Source organism: Acinetobacter sp. 161(2023), assembly GCF_037027805.1.
GTDB lineage: Bacteria > Pseudomonadota > Gammaproteobacteria > Pseudomonadales > Moraxellaceae > Acinetobacter.
The window spans coordinates 198,909-221,119 of sequence record NZ_JAZEYD010000007.1 but is presented as its reverse complement, the minus strand read 5'-3'; the positions used below and the strand labels follow the sequence as shown (position 1 = coordinate 221,119).

Annotated in this window: 22 protein-coding genes and 1 pseudogene; 10 read left to right on the top strand and 13 right to left on the bottom strand. The window is 37.2% G+C overall.

Annotated elements, in window-relative coordinates:
• Positions 1 to 16: 16 nt before the first annotated feature.
• A complete protein-coding gene (locus tag WA249_RS09015) occupies positions 17 to 292 on the top strand; it encodes a hypothetical protein (protein WP_336168035.1) in 276 nt (91 codons plus the stop codon).
• A gap of 95 nt (positions 293 to 387) precedes the next feature.
• A complete protein-coding gene (locus WA249_RS09010; RefSeq protein ID WP_336168033.1) occupies positions 388 to 1,647 on the top strand; it encodes a ParB/Srx family N-terminal domain-containing protein in 1,260 nt (419 codons plus the stop codon).
• 591 nt (positions 1,648 to 2,238) lie between these two features.
• On the opposite strand, the gene WA249_RS09005 is transcribed toward WA249_RS09010, so the two are convergent.
• Complete coding sequence (locus WA249_RS09005) at positions 2,239 to 2,379, bottom strand: hypothetical protein (protein WP_336168032.1); 141 nt, start codon at positions 2,377 to 2,379, stop codon at positions 2,239 to 2,241.
• Positions 2,380 to 2,429: 50 nt separating this feature from the next.
• Here WA249_RS09005 and WA249_RS09000 point away from each other — a divergent pair, with 50 nt between their 5' ends.
• The 5 genes and pseudogenes from WA249_RS09000 to WA249_RS08980 all read left to right on the top strand — a co-directional run.
• On the top strand, positions 2,430 to 2,984 hold the full coding sequence (locus WA249_RS09000; protein ID WP_336168030.1) for a TetR/AcrR family transcriptional regulator: 555 nt from the start codon (positions 2,430 to 2,432) through the stop codon (positions 2,982 to 2,984).
• 304 nt (positions 2,985 to 3,288) lie between these two features.
• On the top strand, positions 3,289 to 3,645 hold the full coding sequence (locus WA249_RS08995) for a winged helix-turn-helix transcriptional regulator (RefSeq protein WP_336168028.1): 357 nt from the start codon (positions 3,289 to 3,291) through the stop codon (positions 3,643 to 3,645).
• A 250-nt stretch (positions 3,646 to 3,895) separates the two neighbouring features.
• The gene (locus WA249_RS08990) at positions 3,896 to 4,462 is read left to right on the top strand and encodes an ester cyclase (RefSeq protein ID WP_336168027.1); all 567 of its coding nucleotides are present in this window, start codon (positions 3,896 to 3,898) and stop codon (positions 4,460 to 4,462) included.
• Positions 4,463 to 4,645: 183 nt separating this feature from the next.
• On the top strand, positions 4,646 to 5,407 hold the full coding sequence (gene ygiD / locus WA249_RS08985) for a 4,5-DOPA dioxygenase extradiol (RefSeq protein ID WP_336168025.1): 762 nt from the start codon (positions 4,646 to 4,648) through the stop codon (positions 5,405 to 5,407).
• A pseudogene (locus WA249_RS08980) lies at positions 5,407 to 5,609 on the top strand (hypothetical protein); the annotation flags it as partial. The gene ygiD and the pseudogene WA249_RS08980, both read left to right, overlap by 1 nt.
• A 157-nt stretch (positions 5,610 to 5,766) precedes the next feature.
• On the opposite strand, the gene WA249_RS08975 reads toward WA249_RS08980, so the two are convergent.
• From WA249_RS08975 to WA249_RS08935, 9 genes are all read right to left on the bottom strand, one after another.
• Complete coding sequence (locus WA249_RS08975; RefSeq protein WP_336168023.1) at positions 5,767 to 6,126, bottom strand: hypothetical protein; 360 nt, start codon at positions 6,124 to 6,126, stop codon at positions 5,767 to 5,769.
• 377 nt (positions 6,127 to 6,503) lie between these two features.
• Positions 6,504 to 7,862, bottom strand: coding sequence for an amino acid permease (locus WA249_RS08970; RefSeq protein ID WP_336168021.1), 1,359 nt, complete (start codon positions 7,860 to 7,862; stop codon positions 6,504 to 6,506).
• 147 nt (positions 7,863 to 8,009) lie between these two features.
• On the bottom strand, positions 8,010 to 9,455 hold the full coding sequence (locus WA249_RS08965) for an NAD(P)/FAD-dependent oxidoreductase (protein WP_336168019.1): 1,446 nt from the start codon (positions 9,453 to 9,455) through the stop codon (positions 8,010 to 8,012).
• Positions 9,456 to 9,473: 18 nt separating this feature from the next.
• On the bottom strand, positions 9,474 to 10,805 hold the full coding sequence (locus WA249_RS08960; protein ID WP_336168017.1) for an APC family permease: 1,332 nt from the start codon (positions 10,803 to 10,805) through the stop codon (positions 9,474 to 9,476).
• 188 nt (positions 10,806 to 10,993) lie between these two features.
• Positions 10,994 to 11,701 (bottom strand): cache domain-containing protein, encoded by a 708-nt coding sequence (locus tag WA249_RS08955; RefSeq protein ID WP_336168014.1) that lies wholly within the window; start codon positions 11,699 to 11,701, stop codon positions 10,994 to 10,996.
• 65 nt (positions 11,702 to 11,766) lie between these two features.
• Positions 11,767 to 12,486, bottom strand: a complete 720-nt coding sequence (locus tag WA249_RS08950) for a FadR/GntR family transcriptional regulator (RefSeq protein WP_005303556.1) — start codon at positions 12,484 to 12,486, stop codon at positions 11,767 to 11,769.
• A 55-nt stretch (positions 12,487 to 12,541) separates the two neighbouring features.
• Positions 12,542 to 13,312, bottom strand: a complete 771-nt coding sequence (locus WA249_RS08945; RefSeq protein WP_336168011.1) for a nuclear transport factor 2 family protein — start codon at positions 13,310 to 13,312, stop codon at positions 12,542 to 12,544.
• Positions 13,313 to 13,340: 28 nt separating this feature from the next.
• Positions 13,341 to 14,771: a gamma-aminobutyraldehyde dehydrogenase gene (locus tag WA249_RS08940; RefSeq protein WP_336168009.1), complete on the bottom strand. Its 1,431-nt coding sequence runs from the start codon at positions 14,769 to 14,771 to the stop codon at positions 13,341 to 13,343.
• A 329-nt stretch (positions 14,772 to 15,100) separates the two neighbouring features.
• Positions 15,101 to 15,523 (bottom strand): Lrp/AsnC family transcriptional regulator, encoded by a 423-nt coding sequence (locus tag WA249_RS08935; protein WP_035366510.1) that lies wholly within the window; start codon positions 15,521 to 15,523, stop codon positions 15,101 to 15,103.
• 136 nt (positions 15,524 to 15,659) lie between these two features.
• Between WA249_RS08935 and WA249_RS08930 the strand changes: the two genes are divergently transcribed.
• From WA249_RS08930 to WA249_RS08920, 3 genes are all read left to right on the top strand, one after another.
• Entirely contained in the window at positions 15,660 to 16,895 is a 1,236-nt protein-coding gene (locus WA249_RS08930) for an aspartate aminotransferase family protein (protein WP_336168005.1), read from the top strand.
• Positions 16,892 to 17,986: an arginine N-succinyltransferase gene (astA, locus tag WA249_RS08925; protein ID WP_336168004.1), complete on the top strand. Its 1,095-nt coding sequence runs from the start codon at positions 16,892 to 16,894 to the stop codon at positions 17,984 to 17,986. The genes WA249_RS08930 and astA overlap by 4 nt, the downstream gene beginning before the upstream one ends.
• A gap of 400 nt (positions 17,987 to 18,386) precedes the next feature.
• Positions 18,387 to 19,850 carry an amino acid permease gene (locus tag WA249_RS08920; RefSeq protein ID WP_336168002.1) on the top strand — a complete coding sequence of 488 codons (1,464 nt, stop codon included), beginning with the start codon at positions 18,387 to 18,389 and terminating at the stop codon, positions 19,848 to 19,850.
• 163 nt (positions 19,851 to 20,013) lie between these two features.
• Here the strand turns inward: WA249_RS08920 and WA249_RS08915 are convergent, their stop codons facing one another.
• From WA249_RS08915 to WA249_RS08905, 3 genes are all read right to left on the bottom strand, one after another.
• The gene (locus WA249_RS08915; protein WP_336168000.1) at positions 20,014 to 20,157 is read right to left on the bottom strand and encodes a hypothetical protein; all 144 of its coding nucleotides are present in this window, start codon (positions 20,155 to 20,157) and stop codon (positions 20,014 to 20,016) included.
• A gap of 452 nt (positions 20,158 to 20,609) precedes the next feature.
• A complete protein-coding gene (locus WA249_RS08910; protein WP_336167998.1) occupies positions 20,610 to 21,080 on the bottom strand; it encodes a hypothetical protein in 471 nt (156 codons plus the stop codon).
• A gap of 33 nt (positions 21,081 to 21,113) precedes the next feature.
• The gene (locus WA249_RS08905) at positions 21,114 to 22,202 is read right to left on the bottom strand and encodes a hypothetical protein (RefSeq protein WP_336167996.1); all 1,089 of its coding nucleotides are present in this window, start codon (positions 22,200 to 22,202) and stop codon (positions 21,114 to 21,116) included.
• Positions 22,203 to 22,211 lie beyond the last annotated feature (9 nt).

Below are 22,211 nucleotides of genomic sequence, written 5' to 3'. Positions count from 1 at the left end.
TATCAGAAAATATGAAATGAATAATATTTTAATAGAAAGAATTTTATTAGAAAAGTTAAGAAAGCTTTTTAATGAAAATAATGCTCATGATTTAGATATATTTGAAGATGTTAACTCTCTAGTTTTTAAATTAGATAGTATTATCCTAGAAACTGATCTATATGAAGTATTGGTCTATGTTTGTAAGATAGATATTTTATCGGTGCATAATTTAAAAATAGCATATTACAAGAACATTCTTGATATGGACTATAATATTATTGATGATTTTTTCGTTACTCTAATGGATTGATCTATAACTATATTCATCAAAATGACATCGATTAGTCATCTGGATGAAATCCTATTGGTTAAAAATAAATCAATTTATCGGGGTCGATTCCAGTCATGCAGAAAAAATCTTATAAAATTCTAAGTTTGGCATTTCTTATTGCGAGCACGATGGGTTTAACTGCCTGTAATGATAGCAAAGATCAACAATCTACAGCAGTTTCGCCAACACCTACAGATACTCGTGACCAGCGTTTTCTAACGGTAAAAACTAATGACGTAATTCAAGTTACGATTGGTGATTTAATCCCAACGCAGGGTGCAATTGGTTATGATCAAATTTATTATAAATTAGGACGTTGGCAAGGTGATGTACAGCGCCCAACTTGGCAAGCAGATCCAGTCAATCAATTAGTCTATTTAAATAAAACCATTGGCAAGAAGTTTAGTGATTATTGTGAAGCGATTGGGGCAAAAGGTCGTGATGATTTTACAAGTCTGCAAGACCTGCAAAAAGCGAATTTAAAACAATTAGAGACATTTAACTGTCAAGAACAGCCGGGCACTGAAGCGGCTGATTTGAAAACAGTTGTTGTTGGCTATGATGGGCGACTTTACTTAACGGATGGTCATCATACGATGACGGAATTCCGTGAACTGCCAGATGGTGGCGGGCAACTTAAAGTATGGGTAAAAGTTGTTGGGAACTATAGTGATAGTAAAACAGCGGATGATTTTTGGACGAAAATGCTTGCGAATGGCCGAGCATGGTTAAGAGATGGGAAAAATCAACCGATTTCATATCAACAATTACCTAAAAACTTAGGCCTCAAATCCACAACAAATCCTGATGGTATGCAAAATAATCCATATCGTTCATTGGTCTATTTCACGCGTGATATTGGTTATAGCAAAGTTGCCAACGCAACGGACTATACTGAATTTTTATGGGAAGATTGGTTTAATAAGCAAATCGACAAGAACTTGGTACATCCTTTAAGTTTTTATCATACCGATGCGAGTGTGTATGGTGTTGCAGATGTGTTGGCATCTACAGAAATAAAAACTGACTTAACTGTGTCGGGCAGTGCAACAGGCTATCAGGCAGCGGTTGCTGATTATTCCTTACTGATGGGAAGCACCAAACCGACTGATATTATTTATGGCACCTCAACTGCCGTAGATTTAGGCGCATTACAGCTTGTGAAAAATGCAGCTAAAGGTTCTGTTACTGCGACTTCAATTTCAAATCTTACAGATTTGACCCGTGATGAAATTAAGAAAGATAAAACGCCGCGTACAGGTGGCAGTATCTGGTATGCCGTAAATTACAAGGCATGTGGTAAACCCGCTACAGGAACATGTTGGGGTTGGTAATTTATTGGCGGTAAAAAAGAAAGGAGTGGGTAAAATCACTCCTTTTTTGATATGAATAAATCTTTAGCATTTGGTCAGAGTCAAATCGATTATTTAAGAATTAAAAAGCATGACTTGCTGTGACCTAAATCCTAAACATCTCATCATAAACATGCTATTAAGATTTACACCCTCTTTATAAACCCTAATTTAACAATAACTTGTTAATTATTTATCCTTACTTTTTAATGATCTAATTTAAAGCAAATGTCATTTTGCGTGCTTGACTGTAAGAGGGTTGGGTACTATTCTTTGCCTGCTGGCCACATTGCCAGTCGGTTTTGACGAACCGTTCTCACACGAGTATCAGAATTATTCCTTCTGAGGAATAGTTTTGTGCAGCTCTTCGTCTCCCTCTCGTAGCGGTAGGACGGAAGGGGGACACCTTCGGGTGTGCTGGCCTCGTGTGACCAGTTCGTCAACCCTCTTTCGTTCTGCCACCATAATTTTAATGTTTTGGCAGAACTCCCAATAAAAAGGAGTTGGCTTTGCACATTCATTATTTCTTGGCAGCCTTTGCCAAAAGCTATAACGACACAACTTAAATCATCTTTAAACAGTTTGAAGGCCTATAAGTTTTTCAGACTTTAAGTCATTACGGCTCAAAAAACTTGCATCCACAATAAAACTTGAGATGTGCCAAGCACAGTCTTTACGGCTTTGCTGTGCCTTTTTTTCTCCCAGAAAGGACACAGGCTTTTTTATCTCATTTAGAAACAACAAGAATTTAAAACGGAAAAACTATGCAAAATTTAATTCTCTCAACACGTGCCTTAAAAGTTGTAAATAAAGCAATTGATCTGTTTCATCACGATGGATTTCCCATGGTGGGCATCGACAAAATTATGCGAGAAGCTGGAGTGGCAAAAATGACGTTTTATAACTACTTTCACTCAAAAGAACGCTTCATTGAAATCTGTCTAATTGTGCAAAAAGAACGTTTAAAAGAAAAAGTAATTTCAATTTCTGAGTACAGTCACGATGCGGGTGCGATTGATAAACTCAAAAAACTTTATTTCTTACATACCGATGTAGAAGGGCTGTATTACCTATTATTTAAAGCAATTTTTGAAACGAAACTGACCTATCCAAACGCTTACCAAGTCGCAATTAAATATCGGACATGGTTAATAAATGAAATCTATAGCCAGCTTATAAAACTAAAACCTGATGCTACCTTTCATGATGCCAAACTATTTTTATATATGATTGAGGGTGCAATTATTCAGCTTTTAGATCCAAACAAGCCAGATGAAAGAGAAAAATTATTAGATTATTTTTTCATTACTTTAGGATAAATTAGAGGAAAACATAGGTAAGGAAAAATACCAAAAATCCTACCTAAAGCTAGCAATAGTACCAATAGCTGCATCAAAAGAAGCACTTATTGTACGCGATCAGAATACGATTTAAGTAAGTCTATTTAATAAAATAGTGATAGTCTGTATAAGCTTTTTTTAGAAATATCATTGGCTACAGTTGTTGGGTAGCCTTCCTATAACTATCAAGTCTTTAGTCACGTTTGAGTAACAATGTCTAAAAGCGTTTAAATCAATTATTTTTGTATCATATGATTGTTTTTAGATAAAAAGGAATAACAAGATGGTTTTGAAAACTCCTGAACCTGTTTGCTTTGCGGAAATTATTACGAATATGCTTAGGGGTAAATGGTCTATACATATTTTGTACACTTTGAGATTACAAGGTGCATTAAATTTTAATAGCCTGCATCGAAGTATTTCTGGGATTTCTACGAAAGTTTTAAATGAGCAACTTGGCTATTTAACGGTTGCAGGTGTTTTACAACGCGTTCCTACAAACAATCCTCGGCAAGAAGTCATCTATTCTTTTACAGAACAAGGACGAGAGTTATGTGTTGTGTTAGATACTCTGGATGAGTTAGCTAGACGATGGCAAGCTCCTCAAATGACGATGAAAATATCTCATCAAGACAGTTAGGAAACTAAATCTTGAATTTATTTTTATTGGAGTTCATTAATTTTAATAAAATATTTATTTTCTAAATTTGATTCTTAGTAGTAGTTACAAATTTGTATGTAATTTACGGCTTAAATCATCTCAAGCATAATCTAAAAGGCTATCCATTCTTTAATAGGCTTGGTGATGCTTGCAAATGATGAACTGATAATTAAAAGAGTGTAAAAATTGTTTAGCTACAAAGTCACTCAAATTGCTGCTAGGAAAATATATGATGAAAAGATTAAATGTATTTACGCATATCGCTTTAGGCCTAGTCATAACATTAGGTTCTGCTGCCAGCCAAGCAGCTTCTGCATTGTCAAAAAATGATACAAAAGAGCTGGCTCAATATAGAGAAGCAGAACGTATCGGTAAGGAACATCTGGTTAAATTTGATACCTTAGATTTTGATGTTTATAGCAATCAAAAATGGGATCGTTTTAAAGAAAGCCATGCAGCTAACATTCGTGTGCATTATCCAGATGGAAGTACAACAGTTGGAATTCCAGATCATATTGTTGAATTGAAAAAAATGTTCGTGTTTGCACCTAATACCAAAATCAAAACACATCCTGTACGCATTGCTTCTGGAGAGTGGACCAGTGTTATTGGTGAAATGGAAGGTACATTTAGTCAACCAATGCCAATTGCTAATGGCAAAACAATTCCACCTACGGGTAAAGCATTTAAATTGAAAATGGTAACAGTAGGCCATTGGAAGAATGGCACTATGGATGAAGAGTATTTATTTTGGGATAACCAATCATTCATGCAGCAAATTGGTTTAGGACAATAAGTCTTTGTGAATATTCAACTTCTTGTTGAAGCGTAATCTGTTATTAGTGATAACTTTTTATATTTTCTGATCCATTGAAGTTATCACTATTCAAATTTCACTCATATAGATGATTTAGACTTTGAAATAGAGTTAAATGATTTTATGGATTTATTTATAACAAAAAATTCAGTACCTTATAAAATGCCAGTTGTTTTTCTTGGACATGGCACGCCAATGAATGCTATTGAGACGAATAAATATAGTTTGGTGTGGCAAGAACTGGGTTTAAATCTACCAAAGCCTAAGGCAATTTTAGCAATTTCAGCACATTGGTACACCAAAGGGATTGGGGTAACAGCAATGCAGCATCCAAAGACGATCCATGATTTTGGTGGTTTTCCCCAAGCTCTATTTGATTTTGAATATCCTGCTCGAGGGGATGCTGAGTTAGCTCAGCAAATTACAGACCTATTGTCCCCTGAGCAGGTCATATTGGATCAAGGTTGGGGGCTTGATCATGGTACTTGGTCTGTATTAGCCCATGTCTATCCAAAGGCAGATATACCAGTGGTGCAATTAAGTATTGATTCAAGACTTTCTGGTCCCGAACATGTGAAGTTAGCTCGCAAACTAAGTGAATTACGAAAACAAGGCATATTAATTTTAGGTAGTGGTAATGTTGTTCATAACCTCTATAAAATGAATTGGCAGAGTGATGCCCCATATTATAAGTGGGCGACACAATTTAATGAAAGTGTGAAAGAATATCTACTTGAACGTAATATAGATAGGCTTGCTGATTATATGCGCTTGCCAGGTGCAGATATGAGTGTGCCAACAGCTGAACATTATTTACCATTTTTATATATTGCAGCATTAATGGAGGAAGAGGATCCAATTCATATTTTAGTGGATGGTCTACAAGGGAAATCGATAAGTATGTTTTCGGTACAAATTGGTTAAGTAATGATGGCAATGCGGGTTTAATCGGAATGGTCGTCGGTGCTTTAGTTTGAACAGATTGCTGGCGGCTTTAATGATCGGGCTTATCCATTAGCGAGTATGGTAATACTCAATTTTACCCCGATGACTTATAATCCGGGTATGGGATTGTTATGGTCCACGTTCACCAAAGTATCAAAAAGATGGAGTAGTAGCTAAGTAAATTAAAGTCTTAGCTAAAGTGTTACTTTATTAAAAATAGGCTGCTTCATATATTAATTATATGGAGTGCTATATAAAAAATTATTATTCCAGATGGTTTATTAAATTTTTGGTTAGGCAGGAGAGCTAGAGCAACTAGTTCTCCTACTTAATTCTTTTTACTTCTTTTGCTTAAAGCGGTATTTACACTTTAGACAGCGATAATCCTGAAAAATATTTTTATCGATCATCACACCCGCTTTTTTACCAAAAATATTACCAACCACACCGCCAGTGATTCCTGCACTAATTGCACCGACAAATGTTCCTACCGTACCACCAACAATCACACCTAATGGTCCAGCCACAGTACCAATCGCTGCTCCTATTGAAGCACCTGTTGCAGCACCGCCTACTGTACCCGCTGTTGTTCCCGCAGCTGTGAGTAAAACACCGCCAGTTGTTCTAAGTAATTTGTCATGGTCACGTGCTTCAACTTCTGTAGAACCACACTTAGGACATTGCAGAGCTTTTTCCATAAAATTTCCTGTCTTTCATCATTGAGTGACACAGTTGACGGCGTAAATCAGTAAAGTGGGTAAAGAACCTATCTTTCGATGAAGTGTCTTTTTCCTATTGAGTGATCGTAACGATAACTGGTCTGTTTCGATTTTAGCTGAACATTGACACAAATATTTATAGATCATGTAAACACTTGTACTTTAATAATTATCCCATTAAAAACCAAACTTTAGAATGACTTAGGGTTACATATCCATGTGTCTAGCAGAGAACAATTTAATAATGATGAATAGAATGTGAATGGTTTTTTGAGTAGATTTTCTGAAGTTACTTAGGGAGACGAGCTATTCACGGATAAAAGGCTTATCCTGTTTGAATAAGCCTTTTTTGAAAATTAGAGTGCTTTTTTCCAACTTAAAAATTTATATAGCCCAAACATGAAAGTGATCCAGATCGGAAGTAAAATCACCGATTTTTCAAATCCTTGAGTCCACATAATATATAAAATCATGCCAATGAAAATTAAAACAATATAGTTACTCAAAGGCGAAAATAGCGCAGGAAATTTGACAGCTTTACCTTCAAGTTCCATTGCACGTTTAAACTTTAAATGGGTAAAGCTAATAATTGCCCAGTTTAAAACCAAAGCGGCTACGGCCATGTACATGAGATAGCTTAGCGCTTCTTCTGGTACGAAATAGTTAAGCAATACACAACCAAAAATCAGAATAGAAGAGAAGATAACAGCAGCTTTAGGAACACCTTGTTTGCTCACTTGTGCAAAAACTTTTGGAGCATGGCCCTGTACTGCAAGCCCATATAACATACGACTGTTTGCGTACATACCGCTGTTATAGACCGACAGTGCAGCCGTTAAAATAATAAAGTTAAGCAAATGCGCTGCCCAACCAATACCAAGTTGGCTGAAAATCATGACAAATGGACTTTTATCTAAACCACCAAGGTCAAGCTGATTCCAAGGAATGAGCGACATGATGATAGCAAGCGAAGCTACATAGAAAACTAAGATTCGAAAGATGACTTGGTTAATGGCTTGTGGAATGCTTTTTTCTGGATTTTCGGCTTCAGCAGCAGTCATCCCAATCAGTTCAATACCGCCAAAAGCAAACATTAAGAAAGCGAGCATATAAAACAGGCCCGAGAATCCATGCGGGAAAAATCCGCCATGCTGCCATAAGTTTGAGAAACTCGCGATAGAGTCATTACCTGCGGTGAGCAATAAATATAAGCCAAACACGATCATTGCAATGACCGCCGCGACTTTAATAATGGCTAACCAAAACTCAGATTCACCATAAAATTTAACGTTGCCTAAGTTCAAACACGTGACCAAAACAAAGAAAAATAAGGCTGATATCCAAGCAGGAATATGAGGCCACCAGTAATGCACATATTTAGCAACGGCTGTCAGTTCGGTCATTGCGACCAGAATGTAAACTACCCAATAGTTCCAGCCCGATAAAAAACCAGGGAATCTTCCCCAATATTTTTGTGCAAAGTAACTAAAGGAACCGACCACAGGTTCTTCTACGATCATTTCACCCATTTGGCGCATAATTAAAAATGCGACCAAACCGACAATAGCATAACCTAAAATAATAGAAGGACCAGCAGACTGGATGACTTGTGCAGAGCCTAAAAATAAACCTGTCCCGACAGCACCACCCATAGCGATTAGCTGGATGTGGCGATTTTTAAGTCCGCGTTTTAATTGGGAAGATGAGTTGCTCAAAATATATGCGCTGAATAAAAAAGCTGATGCTATTGTAATAGATTGGCTAGTGATAACCTAATTTGAGAAGGATTTTGCTCAGTTAAATAAAAAGGATCCATATAAAGCTATACGGATCCTTTTTTAGAAAAATGATATTTTTATAAATTAAAAAGACACCATCTTGCCCGGATTAATCATTGCGCCGATGCCATACATACTTTTGGCAAGTGGAATAACAACAGGGGCAAGGGTACGACCAAACATAATATTTTGATGGTCAATTTTAGATAACATCTCGAAGTCATTAGATTGCCCAACAAAGTCATTTGCAATGGCTTTACCAATACGTACCGTCTGTGCAACGCCGTGACCACTCCAGCCGTGAACAGCATAGATTGGGAATTTATTACCAAACTTACGGCTATCGACTGCACCATTTACGGTTAAATCAGTTGTTCCACTCCAGACAAAATCCATTTCTAGATTTTTAATTTGAGGGAAAACCGTATGAATTCGATGTTCTAGATAATTTAAAGTTTTCTCTGGTCCCCAACACGTTCCTGTGCCTTGGCCACCAAACAATAAGCGGTTATTAAACACAGGACGGTAGTAATCAATCTGGAACTGAGTGTCATAAACTGGATGCCCAAATGGCAGAAGCTCTTTTGTATCAAGCTCTAGTGGGGCAGTCGTCGCAACATAGGTGTAAAAAGGAATAGTGGTATTGTTTTGCTCTGATAAAAGTTTAAATGAAGCATGGTGTACCGCTAACACCACAGATTTTTTAGCTTTCACGACAGCATTTGCTGTTTGCACATAAATACCATCTGCTTTTTCTTCTATTGAAATGACTTCTGTTTGCTCATAAACAGAACCGCCATTCTGGCAAAAGCCATAAATTAAACCACGGTTCAAAGCTAAAGGATGGATTTGTCCACCTAACTCATCAATTAAACCACCCGTATAGTAGTCAGACTTAATAAAGTCCATGAGTTCGTGTTTACCTACAATGCGCGTATGGTCTTCACCTAAATATTTTCGTGCATCGGCACCTTGTGTTAAACCAACTAAATGTCCTTCATGAACAGCGGCAGTAATATGACCGTATTTTCGGTCAAAGTTGAGCTGGTATTTTTCTGAGATGTCATCAATCAGTTGCATGGCTTCTGTAGAGGTAAAATGCCACAGTTTTTTTGCATCTTCATAACCTAATCGATCGGCCATTTCTTGAGCTTCCCAGCGAGCTAAACCGGGGGTGAGTTGTCCGCCATTTCTACCAGAAGCTGCACTACCAATTCTATTTTTTTCTAATAAAACGGTATCTACGCCTTGTTCAGCTAAATGTAATGCACTTGATGAACCTAATAAACCACCGCCAATAACCACCACATCGCATTCAATATCAGCTTGTAAACTGTCAAATGTATGCCAATCAGAAAGCGAGCTTTCATAGTAGTTCGCTGGATTATCTACCGCTGCACTTTCTACATTTGTTGTGTCAAATTTTGCATGTTTTGGATTTAACCAGCTCCACTCTTTGCCCACTTGTAGAGATTTACTGGGTTTATATTGCACGTCTTTTAAAAGTTGAGGTTTAGAAATAATATTCATGACGAAGTTCCTTAAAAATTAATAAGCATTACTAATAGCAATACTTTGTTTTTTAATCGTTTTATAGATAAATAAAAGAATGCCTAACGATAACCAGAAACATCCGAAAGTGAGTGAAGATGAATCAAGGTTAAGCCACAGGCAAATAATGCTGATGACGGATAAAAGCGGTAAAAAGAGGTTTAGAAATTTATTTTTAAACCCAGAGCGCTGTTTATCTTTAATATAAAATTTCATAAAAACTGAGAAATTTACGGCTGTAAAAGCGACTAGCGCACCAAAGCTGATCAAGCTTACGACTTGTGCTAAATCTAGAAAAACCGCAGACATTGAAATAAGACCAACAAATAAAACCGAAAAAAATGGTGTACCTAAGGAGATGTGAATTGTCCCAAAATACTTTTTAGGGAAAATATTATCGGTGCCCATTATATACAGTAAACGCGAAGCACTGGCATGTGAGGCAAGACCAGAGGCGACAGTGTTCATAATTTGCCCGCATAAGAATACGGATTGGAAAAAAGCACCACCCACGTAAAGTACAATTTCAGGAAGTGCTTCAGTAGGGTGCTGAAAGCGTAGATTATTTGGAAAATAAAGCTGAATAAACCAAGCGGCTGTAAAGAAAATGAACCCACCAACCAGTGTTGTTAACATGACTGCTCGGGGAATATTTTTAGTGGGTTGTTTGGTTTCATTTGAAAGCGTGGTAACCGCATCAAAGCCCAAAAATGAAAAGCACAAAACTGAGGCACCCGCAACGAGCGGTAGTATAGATTGCTGCTCATGCCAGAGTGGGGCCAAAGTAAGCACATGCTCATAACTTTGAGTAGAGCCAATACCCTGAATCACTAAATAAACAAAAATGACCATAAGTATGATGGGTGCAAATACAAACACGAGGCTTAAGTTAGCCAGTAACCGAATGCGGAAACAATTCACTAAAGTGACTAGGCCCGCCGACACAAACACCCAAAACCAATAAGGCAAACTTGGAATAAGGGCTGTGAGATAAATTGCAGCTAACAAAACATTAATGAGGGGTAATAACAAATAGTCGAGTAGAGAACACCAGCCGACAAAGAAACCGCTTTTAGGCCCTAAACTTTCAGCGGTATAGCTATATGCCGAGCCTGATTTTTCTGAATTTTTACTAAATCTCGCATAGCTCCAAGCGGTAAGTAACATGGCACCAAGTGCGAGTAAATATGCGAGTGGTACATGTCCATTGGTAATGCCAGAGACAATACCGAAAGTATCAAACACCGTCATGGGAGTCATGTAGGCAATACCAATAATCGTGACTTGCCAAAGAGACAGTTTTTTTAAGGAAGACGTTTTATTTTCCATGTCATTTCAACCTCAAATTTCGTTGTTTTGCTTTTCATCCGGAAAAGCGATGCTATTTTTGAGCCAAAACTTCCCCTAGACCTGAATAAACAAGTCTGTTTGAAGAAAGTTTGTACAAAAGCTAGGAGCTATTTCGCCTTGGTGATGCCCTAAAGCAAAGTCAAATATTTATATTTTTCGACTTCGCTCTAGATCACGACCAGTTGAAAAGATTGACACGGTCGTGACAGAACCTGCTGAGGACTTTGTCCTCTAAATAATGTGCCTGTTCTGATAGTGACGTCATTTGAAGTAATGACTCGAGAAGAATCGTTGATGACGATTGCTTTTTGTTTGATGTTTTTCAGCTTCGGCATGAGTAGTTTTTCAAGTGCTGAAACTAAAATGTCGGTGGCAATTACACCGATAAATTGATCACGAATCATGACCGGATGGGCAAGGGTAATGGTATATGCACCATTGCAGATATAGTCGACATATGGTCCATGGATGCACGGACTTTTATTTTGAGCAGGTTTATGGAACCATTCAAAAGAGCGAAAATCTAAAAAGCGCTGAGCATTTTGATAGTTTTCAAGTTTCGCTTGTTGTAACTGATCTTCTTTTTTATACCACCATTCGAGTGTCCAATAATCTTGTTCTTCTTGTGTTGCAGGACTATAACTTGCAAAGCCGATACCTTGACTGTAATGGCTTTCCTGTAATGCCTTTTTTATTTCTTTTTGCAAAGCTGAACGTTCTGAACCTGAAAGCTTAACGTCTTTTGTTTTTTCAGGTTCATGTTTTGACAGAATTTTGCTCGCTTTAGTTGCCAGCTTTTCTGTAATGGCTGTCGTTTCTTCAACCACCGTCTTTAACAAATTTTGAAGCTCTTCTATATCTAAATGTTGGGTCATTCCTATAACTCCTAAAATTCCATATTTCTCACTCGATATTTGATAAGTGCTCTGTTTTATTATTTTTATTCGATAGATAACTTATATCGAAGCATTTGATCCGTTAGCATCGAAATTATTTTTCGTGCTTGAATAACAGCATCATCTTCATTGGCTTGAACAAAAGATGATAAAAGTTGGTGGTATTGCGCAACGACCAATTGATGAAATTGATCATCTTGGTAAAGCACAGCAATGAGCGGTGCCCATTCGGCTTGTATGGTTAACTCTTGATTTGCCAGTCGAGCTGATTGAGCAAAAGAGGTAAGTGTCAGCAAACAACGTAAATCAAGTTGGGCACGTGTGTCTGCTTCAACGGCCTGTTCAAATTGTTCAATAAGCTCTTTGATTTTGTTCAGTTCATATTCAGTAGTTCTTTGTGCTGCTAAATATGCACCATGGCTTAAAATTGCACTATGAAACTCGCCTAGATCAGCCAGATATTCATTTGAAGCTTGACGCAAAGGATGTTTGTTTAAGAGTAAATCGGAAGGTAACTCACAAACAAAACTTCCGCCGTTTCGCCCGCGTCGTGTATCAATCAGACCTTTTACCCGTAAAGTATTTAACGCTTCACGAACGGTAATCGGTGACACTCCCATTAAGCGAGCTAAATCCGCCTCGTTAGGAAGTTGTTCATTGCTTTTGAGCAATCCAGAGATAATTGCATTTTCTAAGCGTTCTACAACTTGTTCCGAGCGAGTTGCCTGAGCGATAGGTGCAAAAATTATCGTATATGCTGACATGGCGAATTCTCTAAAAGCTAAGTCAGTGACTTAGCTTAATGAAACGGATAAATGATTAAAACACGCCATATTGATGGACTGCCTGTTCATCTTCAGGCACGGCTGGTATTGCATCCCAAAGTTCAACAATTTTGCCATTATCTACACGCCACAATTCAAAATAAGCATGTCGATTTCCAGCAATATTTCCTTCGGAATGTGTCAATACAAATTGACCATCAGCAATGGAGCGATGAGTTTTGGAGTATACCAAACCTTGTCCTTCATTACGGATATTGTTCAAAAAATCAATTACTGCCTTAACGCCATCCCCAATATCTGGGCTATGTTGAATAAACTGATCATTGTGGGTGTATTCTTTAAATGCTTCGTAATTTCCATCGATTAAGGACTTTTTAAAGAAGGAGGTCACAATCTCACGATTTTTCTCTGGGTCATGGTGAGTCACGATTTCGGTTGGTCCATCTAATTGCGTTCTACCACTCACATTCGGCGCTGCCTCAGTGACCAGTCCATCCCAATGTTCCACAATTTTGCTATCTTTCACTCGGTAAATATCAAAACCAACTAACGTGTTTTCATCTAATCCTTGAAAGCGCCCATGAATCGCAACCAAGTCGCCATCTGCCAATACACGCACAGCTTCATGTTGCATGTCGGGGCAGTCTTCTACCAGTTGACGCAATCCTGAAATACCATTTGCAACCAGCGGAGAGTGCTCTATAAAGTCTTCAGAAAAATAACGGTCTAGAGCAGTAGTGTCATGTAAATTAAATAACTCGTGATGGGCTTTGCTCACCAAGTCTTTCATTTCTTGTTTATTCATTTTGATCTCCTTTCAAAGTCCATTTTTATTATTCGTTTGAACTCATTACATGTTTAACGCGGGTATATTCTTCAAAACCGTAGCCAGATAAATCTTTACCATAACCTGATTTTTTGAAACCGCCGTGTGGCATTTCTGCGGTTAAAGGAATATGGGTGTTGATCCAAACTGTACCGAAATCGAGTTCACGTGACAGACGAGTCGCGCGGGCATGATCTTTAGTCCAAACACTTGAAGCTAGGCCATATTCAATATCGTTGGCTTTTTCAATGGCATCATTTTCATCTGTAAATTTTTGAACAGTGATGACTGGTCCAAAAATTTCATTTTGAATGGCTTCATCGTGTTGTTTTAAACCACTAATGACGGTCGGTTCAAAATAGAAGCCTGGACGGTCTGCTTGTTTTCCGCCTATTTCAACTTTGGCGTGAGCAGGTAAGTTGTCAATAAAGGTTTTAACATTCTTTAATTGATTAGCATTGTTGAGTGGACCATAAAGTGCGTCTTGATCATCTGGTTCACCAAAGCGTGTATTTTTTGCGGCTTCAATTAATTTACCTAAAAATTCATCGTGAACTGCTTCAGCAACAATCACACGCGTTGCAGCAGTACAGTCTTGTCCTGCATTGAAGTAACCCGTTAAAGCAATCATTTCAACTGCTTTATCGATGTCGGCATCTTCAAAAACTACGACAGGTGCTTTACCACCAAGCTCAAGATGAGCTTTTGCTAAATTTGCTGCGGCAGAAGCTGCAACCTGTAATCCAGCACGAACAGAACCTGTAATAGAAACGAGTGCTGGAGTTTTATGTGATACAACTTTTGAACCCACCTGAGCTTGGCCTAACACCACGTTAAATGCGCCCTTAGGGAAAAATGGTGCAGCAATTTCTGCAAGTAAAAGGGTACTTTCTGGTGTTGTGTCACTTGGTTTAAGTACCACCGTGTTACCCGCAGCCAAAGCAGGAGCAATTTTCCAAACAGCCATCATAAGTGGATAGTTCCAAGGTGTAACTTGACCAACCACACCGACTGGTTCGCGGCGGATAGAAGAGGTTAAACCTTCTAAATATTCACCTGAAGCTGTGCCATTAAGCAGGCGGGCAGCACCTGCAAAGAAACGAACCTGATCTGCTGATGCACCTACTTCTTCAGATGCAATTAAGTGTTTTAACTGACCCGTATTACGACTCTGCGCCTCAATTAAACGCTCCGCATTTGCTTCAATAGCATCTGCCAAATTCAATAATGCTTTTTGACGAGTCGAAGGTGTACTGCGTCCCCAAATTTTAAATGCTTCTTTTGCAGCAGCGTAAGCAGCATCAACTTCTGCCTCGGTTGCATTTGGTGAATGTGCATAAACTTCACCAGTCACTGGGCTCACTAAGTCGAAGTAATCATTTCCTTTGCTAGCAACATATTCGCCGTTAATAAAGTGTTTTAGTTGAGTTTTAGCCATTTTTTATACCTTGTCCTTAGGTTTTTAACATATAACATATAATACTATATGTATTATGTTTTAAATTTTCTGTCAAATGCTTTGATGAGGGGAATGAGTGAAAAAAGTTGGAATTTAAATAAAATTAGATTTTAAGTTTTTGATTTGATTGTTTAAAAAAATTAAAAATTTATTGAAGATTTTTAGAACAGATTGATTGTCGTACTCGTTCAGTAGATTTGATGAAAGACAATAGAGGAATTTTTCTAATCGAGAGCAGCTTGACAAGCCAAATCTTATGTTTAGCTCATCAATTTTTCGTTCTTATGATTTGAAATTAAAGTGCTTTATCAGGTTTTATGACTCGCAAGCAAGATGCTGGTTTCACTGTTATAAATACCTGAAATATTTCTAATTCTTTCTAAAACTTTGTCGAAGTTCTCTAAGGTGTCAGAGCGTAGCTCAACCAAAATGTCCCATTTGCCGTTAGTTTTATGCAAACATTCCACGGCACTTTCTAGGCGTAATTCTTTAATTACAGATTGTGCTTTGGTTCCTTCGACCATAATGCTCATCCATGCACGGATGACATTCCGTTCAGCATTGGGTTTAAACCGTACCGTATATCCGGTAATGATGCCCGAGGACTCCAAATACTCGATTTTCTTTTTAACCGTTGCTCTTGAAACGTGAACTTTTTCGGCTAACTCGGTAACAGACATCCGTGCGTTATCTTTAAGTAAACCTAAAATAATTTGATCAATGTTATCCATGTTGTAATTGTCAATTATCAGATTGGTAAAAAATAATTCATTTTTGACTGAATTACAAATTTTGTGAATCAATTTGATTTTGAATAATAGGGTCATCAGCTAACCCTCATAATTTTAATTTAATGGACTAGATAAAATGAATAATTTTGCAGTTTCACGTAGTGACTTTAACGAGTGGATGGTTCCAGTTTTTGCACCAGCAAATTTCATTCCGGTACGTGGCGAAGGTTCACGTATTTGGGATCAAGAAAATAAAGAATATATTGATTTTGCAGGCGGGATTGCAGTAAACGCATTAGGTCATGCGCATCCAGTGGCAGTGAATGCTTTAACAGAACAAGCGACAAAACTTTGGCATGTAGGCAATGGTTATACAAATGAACCCGTTCTACGCCTTGCAAAACAACTCACTGAAAATACATTTGCAGACAAGGTTTTCTTCTGTAACTCAGGTGCAGAAGCCAATGAAGCAGCACTCAAACTAGCTCGTAAAGTTGGTCTAGACAGTGGCGTTGCTGGAAAAAGCGGCATTGTGGCATTTAATAATGCTTTCCATGGTCGTACTTTATTTACCGTTTCAGCAGGTGGTCAACCTAAATATTCACAAGACTTTGCGCCACTTCCAAATGGTATTAACCACGTTGCTTTTAATGATTTAGAAGCTGCAAAAGCGGTAATTAATGAGCAAACATGTGCAGTCATTGTTGAACCGATCCAAGGTGAAGGCGGCGTTATTCCTGCTGATATCGAATTTTTAAAAGGTTTACGTGCACTGTGTGATGAGTTTGGTGCCTTACTTATTTTTGATGAAGTGCAAACTGGTGTTGGTCGTACAGGTGCACTGTATGCCTACATGAACTCTGGTGTTATTCCAGATGTGTTAACGACTGCAAAAGCACTAGGCGGTGGTTTTCCAGTTGGTGCAATGCTAACAACTGATAAATTTGCTCCGCATTTTTCAGTCGGTACACACGGTACGACTTATGGCGGTAACCCATTAGCAAGTGCAGTTGCAGGTGCAGTATTCGAATTTATTAATACACTTGAAGTGCTTAATGGCGTTAAAGAGCGTCATGATTATTATAAAAAAGCTTTAAATCAATTAAATGAAAAATATGAAATCTTTGAAACGATTCGCGGTGAAGGTTTATTGATTGGCTGTGCTTTAAAAGACAAACTTGCTGGTAAAGCAAAAGATATTAATAATCTTGCTGGTGAAGAAGGTTTACTGAGTCTTATAGCTGGTCCAAACGTTATACGTTTTACACCGTCTTTGATTATTCCATTTGCTGATATTGATGAAGGCTTAAAACGCTTTGAACGTGCGCTTGCTCGCTTTGTGGCAATTCAAAAGGATGAACAAGCAGCATGATGATTATTCGCTACATTGAACCTAAGGATGTTAATGATCTTTACCTTTTGGCTCAAAAAGCGGGTTTTGGTTTGACATCTTTGCAGCCAAATATGGAAAAACTTGCTGCTCGTATTGAGCGGGCTTGTAAAACAGTCGCAGGCGAATTACCAAAGGCAGATCAGGTCTATTTATTTGTTTTAGAAGATACTGAACTGAATAAAGTCGTGGGTGTTTGCGGTATTGAAGTCGCACTTGGTTTAAAAGAGCCTTGGTACAACTTCCATGTGGGCACTCAGGTTCATGCGTCTGAACCCTTAAGTGTTTATAACGCTTTACCGACTTTGTATTTGAGTAATGACCATACTAACTGTAGTGAGCTTTGCACTTTATTTTTAGATCCAGACTACCGCTTAAATAAAAATGGCAAGTTCTTATCTAAAGTTCGTTTCTTATTTCTGTCTGCATTTCGTCAATACTTTGAAGAAACCATTGTTGCCGAAATGCGTGGTTATTCTGATGCAAATGGACAATCACCATTTTGGAATGCGGTAGGCCATAAGTTTTTTAATATTGAATTTACCAAGGCCGATTATTTGAGTGGAGTCGGGCAAAAGGCCTTTATTGCCGAGCTGATGCCAAGACATCCACTCTATGTTGACATGTTACCTGATGACGCTAAAGCTGCGATTGGCATTGTGCATCCGAATACCCGACCAGCTTACAACCTCTTAGTTGAAGAGGGACTGCGCTATAAAGGTTATGTCGATATTTTTGATGGTGGTGCGACGTTGCAAGCAGATATCGAAAATTTACGGGCGATTAAAGAAAGTCAGTCTGTAGCGGTCCAAATTGAACAACCTGAAAATATTGCGGTAGGGGATGAAGCTTACATTGTGGCCAATGATGATTATGAAAATTATCGCTCGATTCTTGTGTATAGCAAACCGCACCAAAACATATTGCAGTTAACACACGAACAAGTAAAACAATTGAATGTTGAAAATGGCTCTTTAGTTCGGGTGCTAAGTGTTCAAGCTAAACATGTTTCGAGTCCAGAAGCGGTCAATAAACTCAAAGCGACTGAACATTTTCGAATGGCTGTTAATTAAGCAGAAATACTATACATTTCACCAAATTTAAGAAGGAATACTATATTATCGCTAACGCAAGATTGGTACATGGATAAACACAATCTTGCTCGCTGAGCTGGAATTAATTAGCCTGCTTCTATTCTATAAGAGATAGACAATTAAAATATTTAATTCATTCATATATTTTAATTGTCTGCTGAAATTATATTGATAGAGGGTAGGCTAATATAATAATGAAGGAAAGGATTGATGATTAATTTTTATTGTTATAGGTAATAGCTTTTAAAAAGGAATTTATAAGGTTTTAAGTGATTTAATAATATTTTTAACATGATTTAATGGACTAAATTAATAATCATATAATTTATATATTATTAAAGCATTTACGACGGTTGCTATAAATTGGAGTAAATATTACATGAGTAAGAATAACGGAAAGCAATTCCTGGAAGGAGATCTTCTTGGTAGTCAACATATGACTGAACAAGAAGAAGAGAAATTGCAACGCTCATTAACCAATCGTCATATTCAGATGATTGCGATTGGCGGTGCAATTGGTACTGGATTATTTATGGGTTCCGGTAAAACATTAAGTATTTCAGGTACTTCAATTGTATTAACCTATTTAATTATTGGTTTTTTCTTTTTCTTCGTAATGCGAGCAATGGGTGAGTTGCTGCTGGCGAATACTAATTTTAAAACATTCGCCGATTTTGCAACGGCTTATTTAGGTCCGTGGGCAGGTTTTTTTCTGGGCTGGTCCTATTGGTGTAACTGGATTATTACTGCTATTGCAGACGTGATTGTGATCGGAGGGTACATGCAGTTTTGGTATCCCGATTTACCTGTCTGGATTCCTGCATTTACTTCATTGGCTGTCTTGACCATACTCAATTTTGTAGCCGTTCGGCTATTTGGTGAACTGGAATTTTGGTTCTCACTCATCAAAATTTCAGCAATTATTTTGTTTATTCTGGCTGGTATTTATTTAATTAGTACGGGATTTACTTCTCCAAATGGTGTTAAAGCTTCAGTGAGCCATTTGTTTGAAACACAATCTATGTTTCCGTATGGCGTGACAGGTTTCTTGGCTGGTTTCCAAATCGCCATATTTGCATTTGTGGGTATTGAGCTTGTCGGTACAACTGCTGCTGAAACCAAAGACCCGCATACCTCACTTCCAAAAGCAATTAACTCTATTCCTTTACGTATTTTATTATTCTATGTAGGCGCATTGGTTTGTATTATTGCAGTCACTTCTTGGGCTAAAGTATCGCCAGATAAAAGCCCGTTTGTAGAAATGTTTACATTGGTTGGGTTACCAATTGCGGCAGGTTTAATCAACTTTGTTGTTGCGACTTCTGCTTTATCTTCGGCAAACAGTGGAATCTTTGCGACCAGTCGTATGTTATACGGTTTAGCTTTAGATAATGACGCACCTAAAAGCTTTAGTAAGCTGTCTAAAAGAAAAGTTCCAATTAGAGGACTCGTATTTTCAATGGCTTGTGTGACGCTTGGAACATCAATTTTATTTATTGTTCCAAACGTTATGACGGCATTTACAATTATTTCAGCACTCACTTCAATTTTATGTATTTTTACATTTATGCTAATTGTGCTTTCATATATTTATTATCGTAAGAAAAGTCCTGAGTTGCATATTCAGTCAAAATATAAAATGCCCGGTGGTTTATTTATGTCATGGGTGACCATGTTATTTTTAGTTTTTACTATCGTTATTTTAGCTTTAGATCATGATACGCTGATTGCTTTAGAGTTTTCACCAGTATGGTTTATTGGTTTGTTTATTGCCTATAAATATAAAAAGAAAAAGATGTTGCAGCTCGATATTTTAAAAGCACAGAAGGTTGATTATATTTAAATAGATTTTAGTGGTTTTATTAGAAATTTTATTATTTTAAACCCAAGAAAAAGCCTCATTAAGAGGCTTTTTTATAATCTATGCTCATCGAACTGAGTAAGTAAAGAGTTAGCAATGGTGATGATATCATTGCTGAATGCAATAATATTTATACTCAATAGTATTATTTTCCTACAATCTCACCTTTACGATTCATGGTCACATGACCTGCGAATTCGTTAGGATTGATAATATTTCCATAACCAGTAAATTGTTCTGGCTTAATTTCCTTGCCTTTTTCATCGACAATAGAACTCCATTGATCCATCAGAATTGGAACTTTAAAACCATTGAAAGTGTTATTTGTGATTCGAACATGAGGGGAGTGGTCTAGTACAATGGCATAGGCTTGATCATTTTTTTGGGTAAGAGTAAAAGTATTTCCATCAATAACTGTGCCAGGGGAGAATTTGACGTAAAGAACGTTGGGGATAGCTGTACGGTCATAACTTCTATCTGGGAAGATTTGTTGAGAGCTATCAAGTGAAATAGTTTTGTTAATTTTATTTAGAGAAAATATGGATCTAGCCTGAGCAATCTTAGCTTCTGAAATAAATACATTGTTTTTTATATTCGTCTTTGAGCCTTGAATATTGATGTTATTTTTTAATATAAGAACTGAACTATTTACGCCTCCTCCCCAAGAGTTTAATGTTACTCCTCGACTTTGCGTTCTTAAGTTGCTAATAGTGAAATTTTCAATTCTATTATTTGAACCTATTATTTTGCATATAAATTGGACTGATTGGCTGTTTTTATTTCATCTGAAAAATTTGGTGACAAATATTCATTTGACCCTAAAGATAAATAGGCATTCAAAATGACCCCTTTTTTAATAACACTGTCATGACCCTCTAAAACCAAATTTGGATTCTCTTGTTTAGAAAAATCCCAGACATGATTTTGCATGTCCAGTTCTTTATTCTCAAAGTGTAGAATACCTCCTATAGGGTCTCTTGGACCTTTATAGCCGCTACTCCCTTCAGCAGCTAGAAAGGCCAACCAGTCACGTTTTCTTTTCCTAGGTTCCGTAGCTATAAAATCTCTTGTTGCACAAACTTTGTTGATTGTTTTCTCGTTCAGTAGACTAATACCGCAATTGGGAAATTGATATTCCAATTCTGGTCTTTCTTTTGCTATAGAATAAGCAGAAATGCTTAAACAACTAATGGCGATTAAATATTTTTCCATTTTGCAGTTTCTTGTGATGTTGAACTAAGCGAATTATTCTTTAACAATCTCACCTTTACGATTCATAGTCACATAACCTGTGAATTTGTTAGGATTGATAATATTTCCATAACCCGTAAATTGTTCTGGCTTAATTTCCTTGCCTTTTTCATCGACAATAGAACTCCATTGATCCATCAGAATTGGAACTTTAAAACCATTGAAAGTGTTATTTGTGATTCGGACACGAGGGGAGTGGTCTAGTACAATGGCGTAGGCTTGATCATTTTTTTGGGTAAGAGTAAAAGTATTTCCATCAATAACTGTGCCAGGGGAGAATTTGACGTAAAGAGCACTCGGAATACTAGTGCTATCATCATTTGCATCGGGAAATACTTGTTGTGAGTGAGCTATAAAATTAGATTTGTTAAGCTTTATTAAAGGAAATAGTGAAGTATCCGTTCCTAGTCCAGCATCTGATATAATTTTATTATTTAGAATTGTGGCTTTTGAACCATAAACATTCATTCTATTTTTTACAATAAATTGTGAACTAAATACTCCCCCTCCATATGACCGAAGGTTAAAATTATACGATATAATTTTCATATCTTTAAAATAAAAATTTTCAATAGATCCTTGATATGCCACAGAACTATATTCTTTTGCATATAAAAATCCATATTTTGTTACATCATTGTTTTTTTGCTCACCTGTTGAAAAATTTGGTGGAATATAACCTCCCCCTAAAGTTGCAGAGGTATTTAAAATAATCCCATTTCTAATAATACTATCATGTCCTCTTAAGGTTAATCCTGAACCCCTCTGTTTAGAGAAATCCCAAACATGCCCTTGCATGTCAAGCTCTTGGTTTTTGAACTCTAAAATTCCCCCCACTCGGTCTATTGGTCCATAGTATTTACCACTCCCTTCGGCAGCCATAAATGCCAACCAATTTCTCTTTCGCTTTCTTGGTTCTAAGGCGATAAAATCACGAGTTGCACAGACTTTAGTTATATTTTTTTCATTTAATATACTTTGTCCACATACTGGAAAGTTATATTCTAGAGAGGGTCTTTCCTGTGCCGCAAAAGAACAACTTGATAACATTAAAAGACCGGAAATAGGGATTAATTTTTTCATTAAGATATG

Excerpts from the sequence above, each read along its gene's own strand:
- WA249_RS08950 (WP_005303556.1), bottom strand. The coding sequence starts at position 12,486 with ATGTCAGCATATACGATAATTTTTGCACCTATCGCTCAGGCAACTCGC.
- WA249_RS09010 (WP_336168033.1), top strand. The coding sequence starts at position 388 with ATGCAGAAAAAATCTTATAAAATTCTAAGTTTGGCATTTCTTATTGCG.
- WA249_RS08995 (WP_336168028.1), top strand. The coding sequence starts at position 3,289 with ATGGTTTTGAAAACTCCTGAACCTGTTTGCTTTGCGGAAATTATTACG.
- WA249_RS09000 (WP_336168030.1), top strand. The coding sequence starts at position 2,430 with ATGCAAAATTTAATTCTCTCAACACGTGCCTTAAAAGTTGTAAATAAA.
- WA249_RS08975 (WP_336168023.1), bottom strand. The coding sequence starts at position 6,126 with ATGGAAAAAGCTCTGCAATGTCCTAAGTGTGGTTCTACAGAAGTTGAA.
- WA249_RS08910 (WP_336167998.1), bottom strand. The coding sequence starts at position 21,080 with ATGGAAAAATATTTAATCGCCATTAGTTGTTTAAGCATTTCTGCTTAT.
- WA249_RS08945 (WP_336168011.1), bottom strand. The coding sequence starts at position 13,312 with ATGAATAAACAAGAAATGAAAGACTTGGTGAGCAAAGCCCATCACGAG.
- WA249_RS08920 (WP_336168002.1), top strand. The coding sequence starts at position 18,387 with ATGAGTAAGAATAACGGAAAGCAATTCCTGGAAGGAGATCTTCTTGGT.
- WA249_RS08965 (WP_336168019.1), bottom strand. The coding sequence starts at position 9,455 with ATGAATATTATTTCTAAACCTCAACTTTTAAAAGACGTGCAATATAAA.
- WA249_RS08940 (WP_336168009.1), bottom strand. The coding sequence starts at position 14,771 with ATGGCTAAAACTCAACTAAAACACTTTATTAACGGCGAATATGTTGCT.
- astA (WP_336168004.1), top strand. The coding sequence starts at position 16,892 with ATGATGATTATTCGCTACATTGAACCTAAGGATGTTAATGATCTTTAC.
- WA249_RS08905 (WP_336167996.1), bottom strand. The coding sequence starts at position 22,202 with ATGAAAAAATTAATCCCTATTTCCGGTCTTTTAATGTTATCAAGTTGT.
- WA249_RS08915 (WP_336168000.1), bottom strand. The coding sequence starts at position 20,157 with ATGGATCAATGGAGTTCTATTGTCGATGAAAAAGGCAAGGAAATTAAG.
- WA249_RS08990 (WP_336168027.1), top strand. The coding sequence starts at position 3,896 with ATGATGAAAAGATTAAATGTATTTACGCATATCGCTTTAGGCCTAGTC.
- WA249_RS08935 (WP_035366510.1), bottom strand. The coding sequence starts at position 15,523 with ATGGATAACATTGATCAAATTATTTTAGGTTTACTTAAAGATAACGCA.
- WA249_RS08955 (WP_336168014.1), bottom strand. The coding sequence starts at position 11,701 with ATGACCCAACATTTAGATATAGAAGAGCTTCAAAATTTGTTAAAGACG.
- ygiD (WP_336168025.1), top strand. The coding sequence starts at position 4,646 with ATGCCAGTTGTTTTTCTTGGACATGGCACGCCAATGAATGCTATTGAG.
- WA249_RS09015 (WP_336168035.1), top strand. The coding sequence starts at position 17 with ATGAATAATATTTTAATAGAAAGAATTTTATTAGAAAAGTTAAGAAAG.
- WA249_RS08930 (WP_336168005.1), top strand. The coding sequence starts at position 15,660 with ATGAATAATTTTGCAGTTTCACGTAGTGACTTTAACGAGTGGATGGTT.
- WA249_RS08960 (WP_336168017.1), bottom strand. The coding sequence starts at position 10,805 with ATGGAAAATAAAACGTCTTCCTTAAAAAAACTGTCTCTTTGGCAAGTC.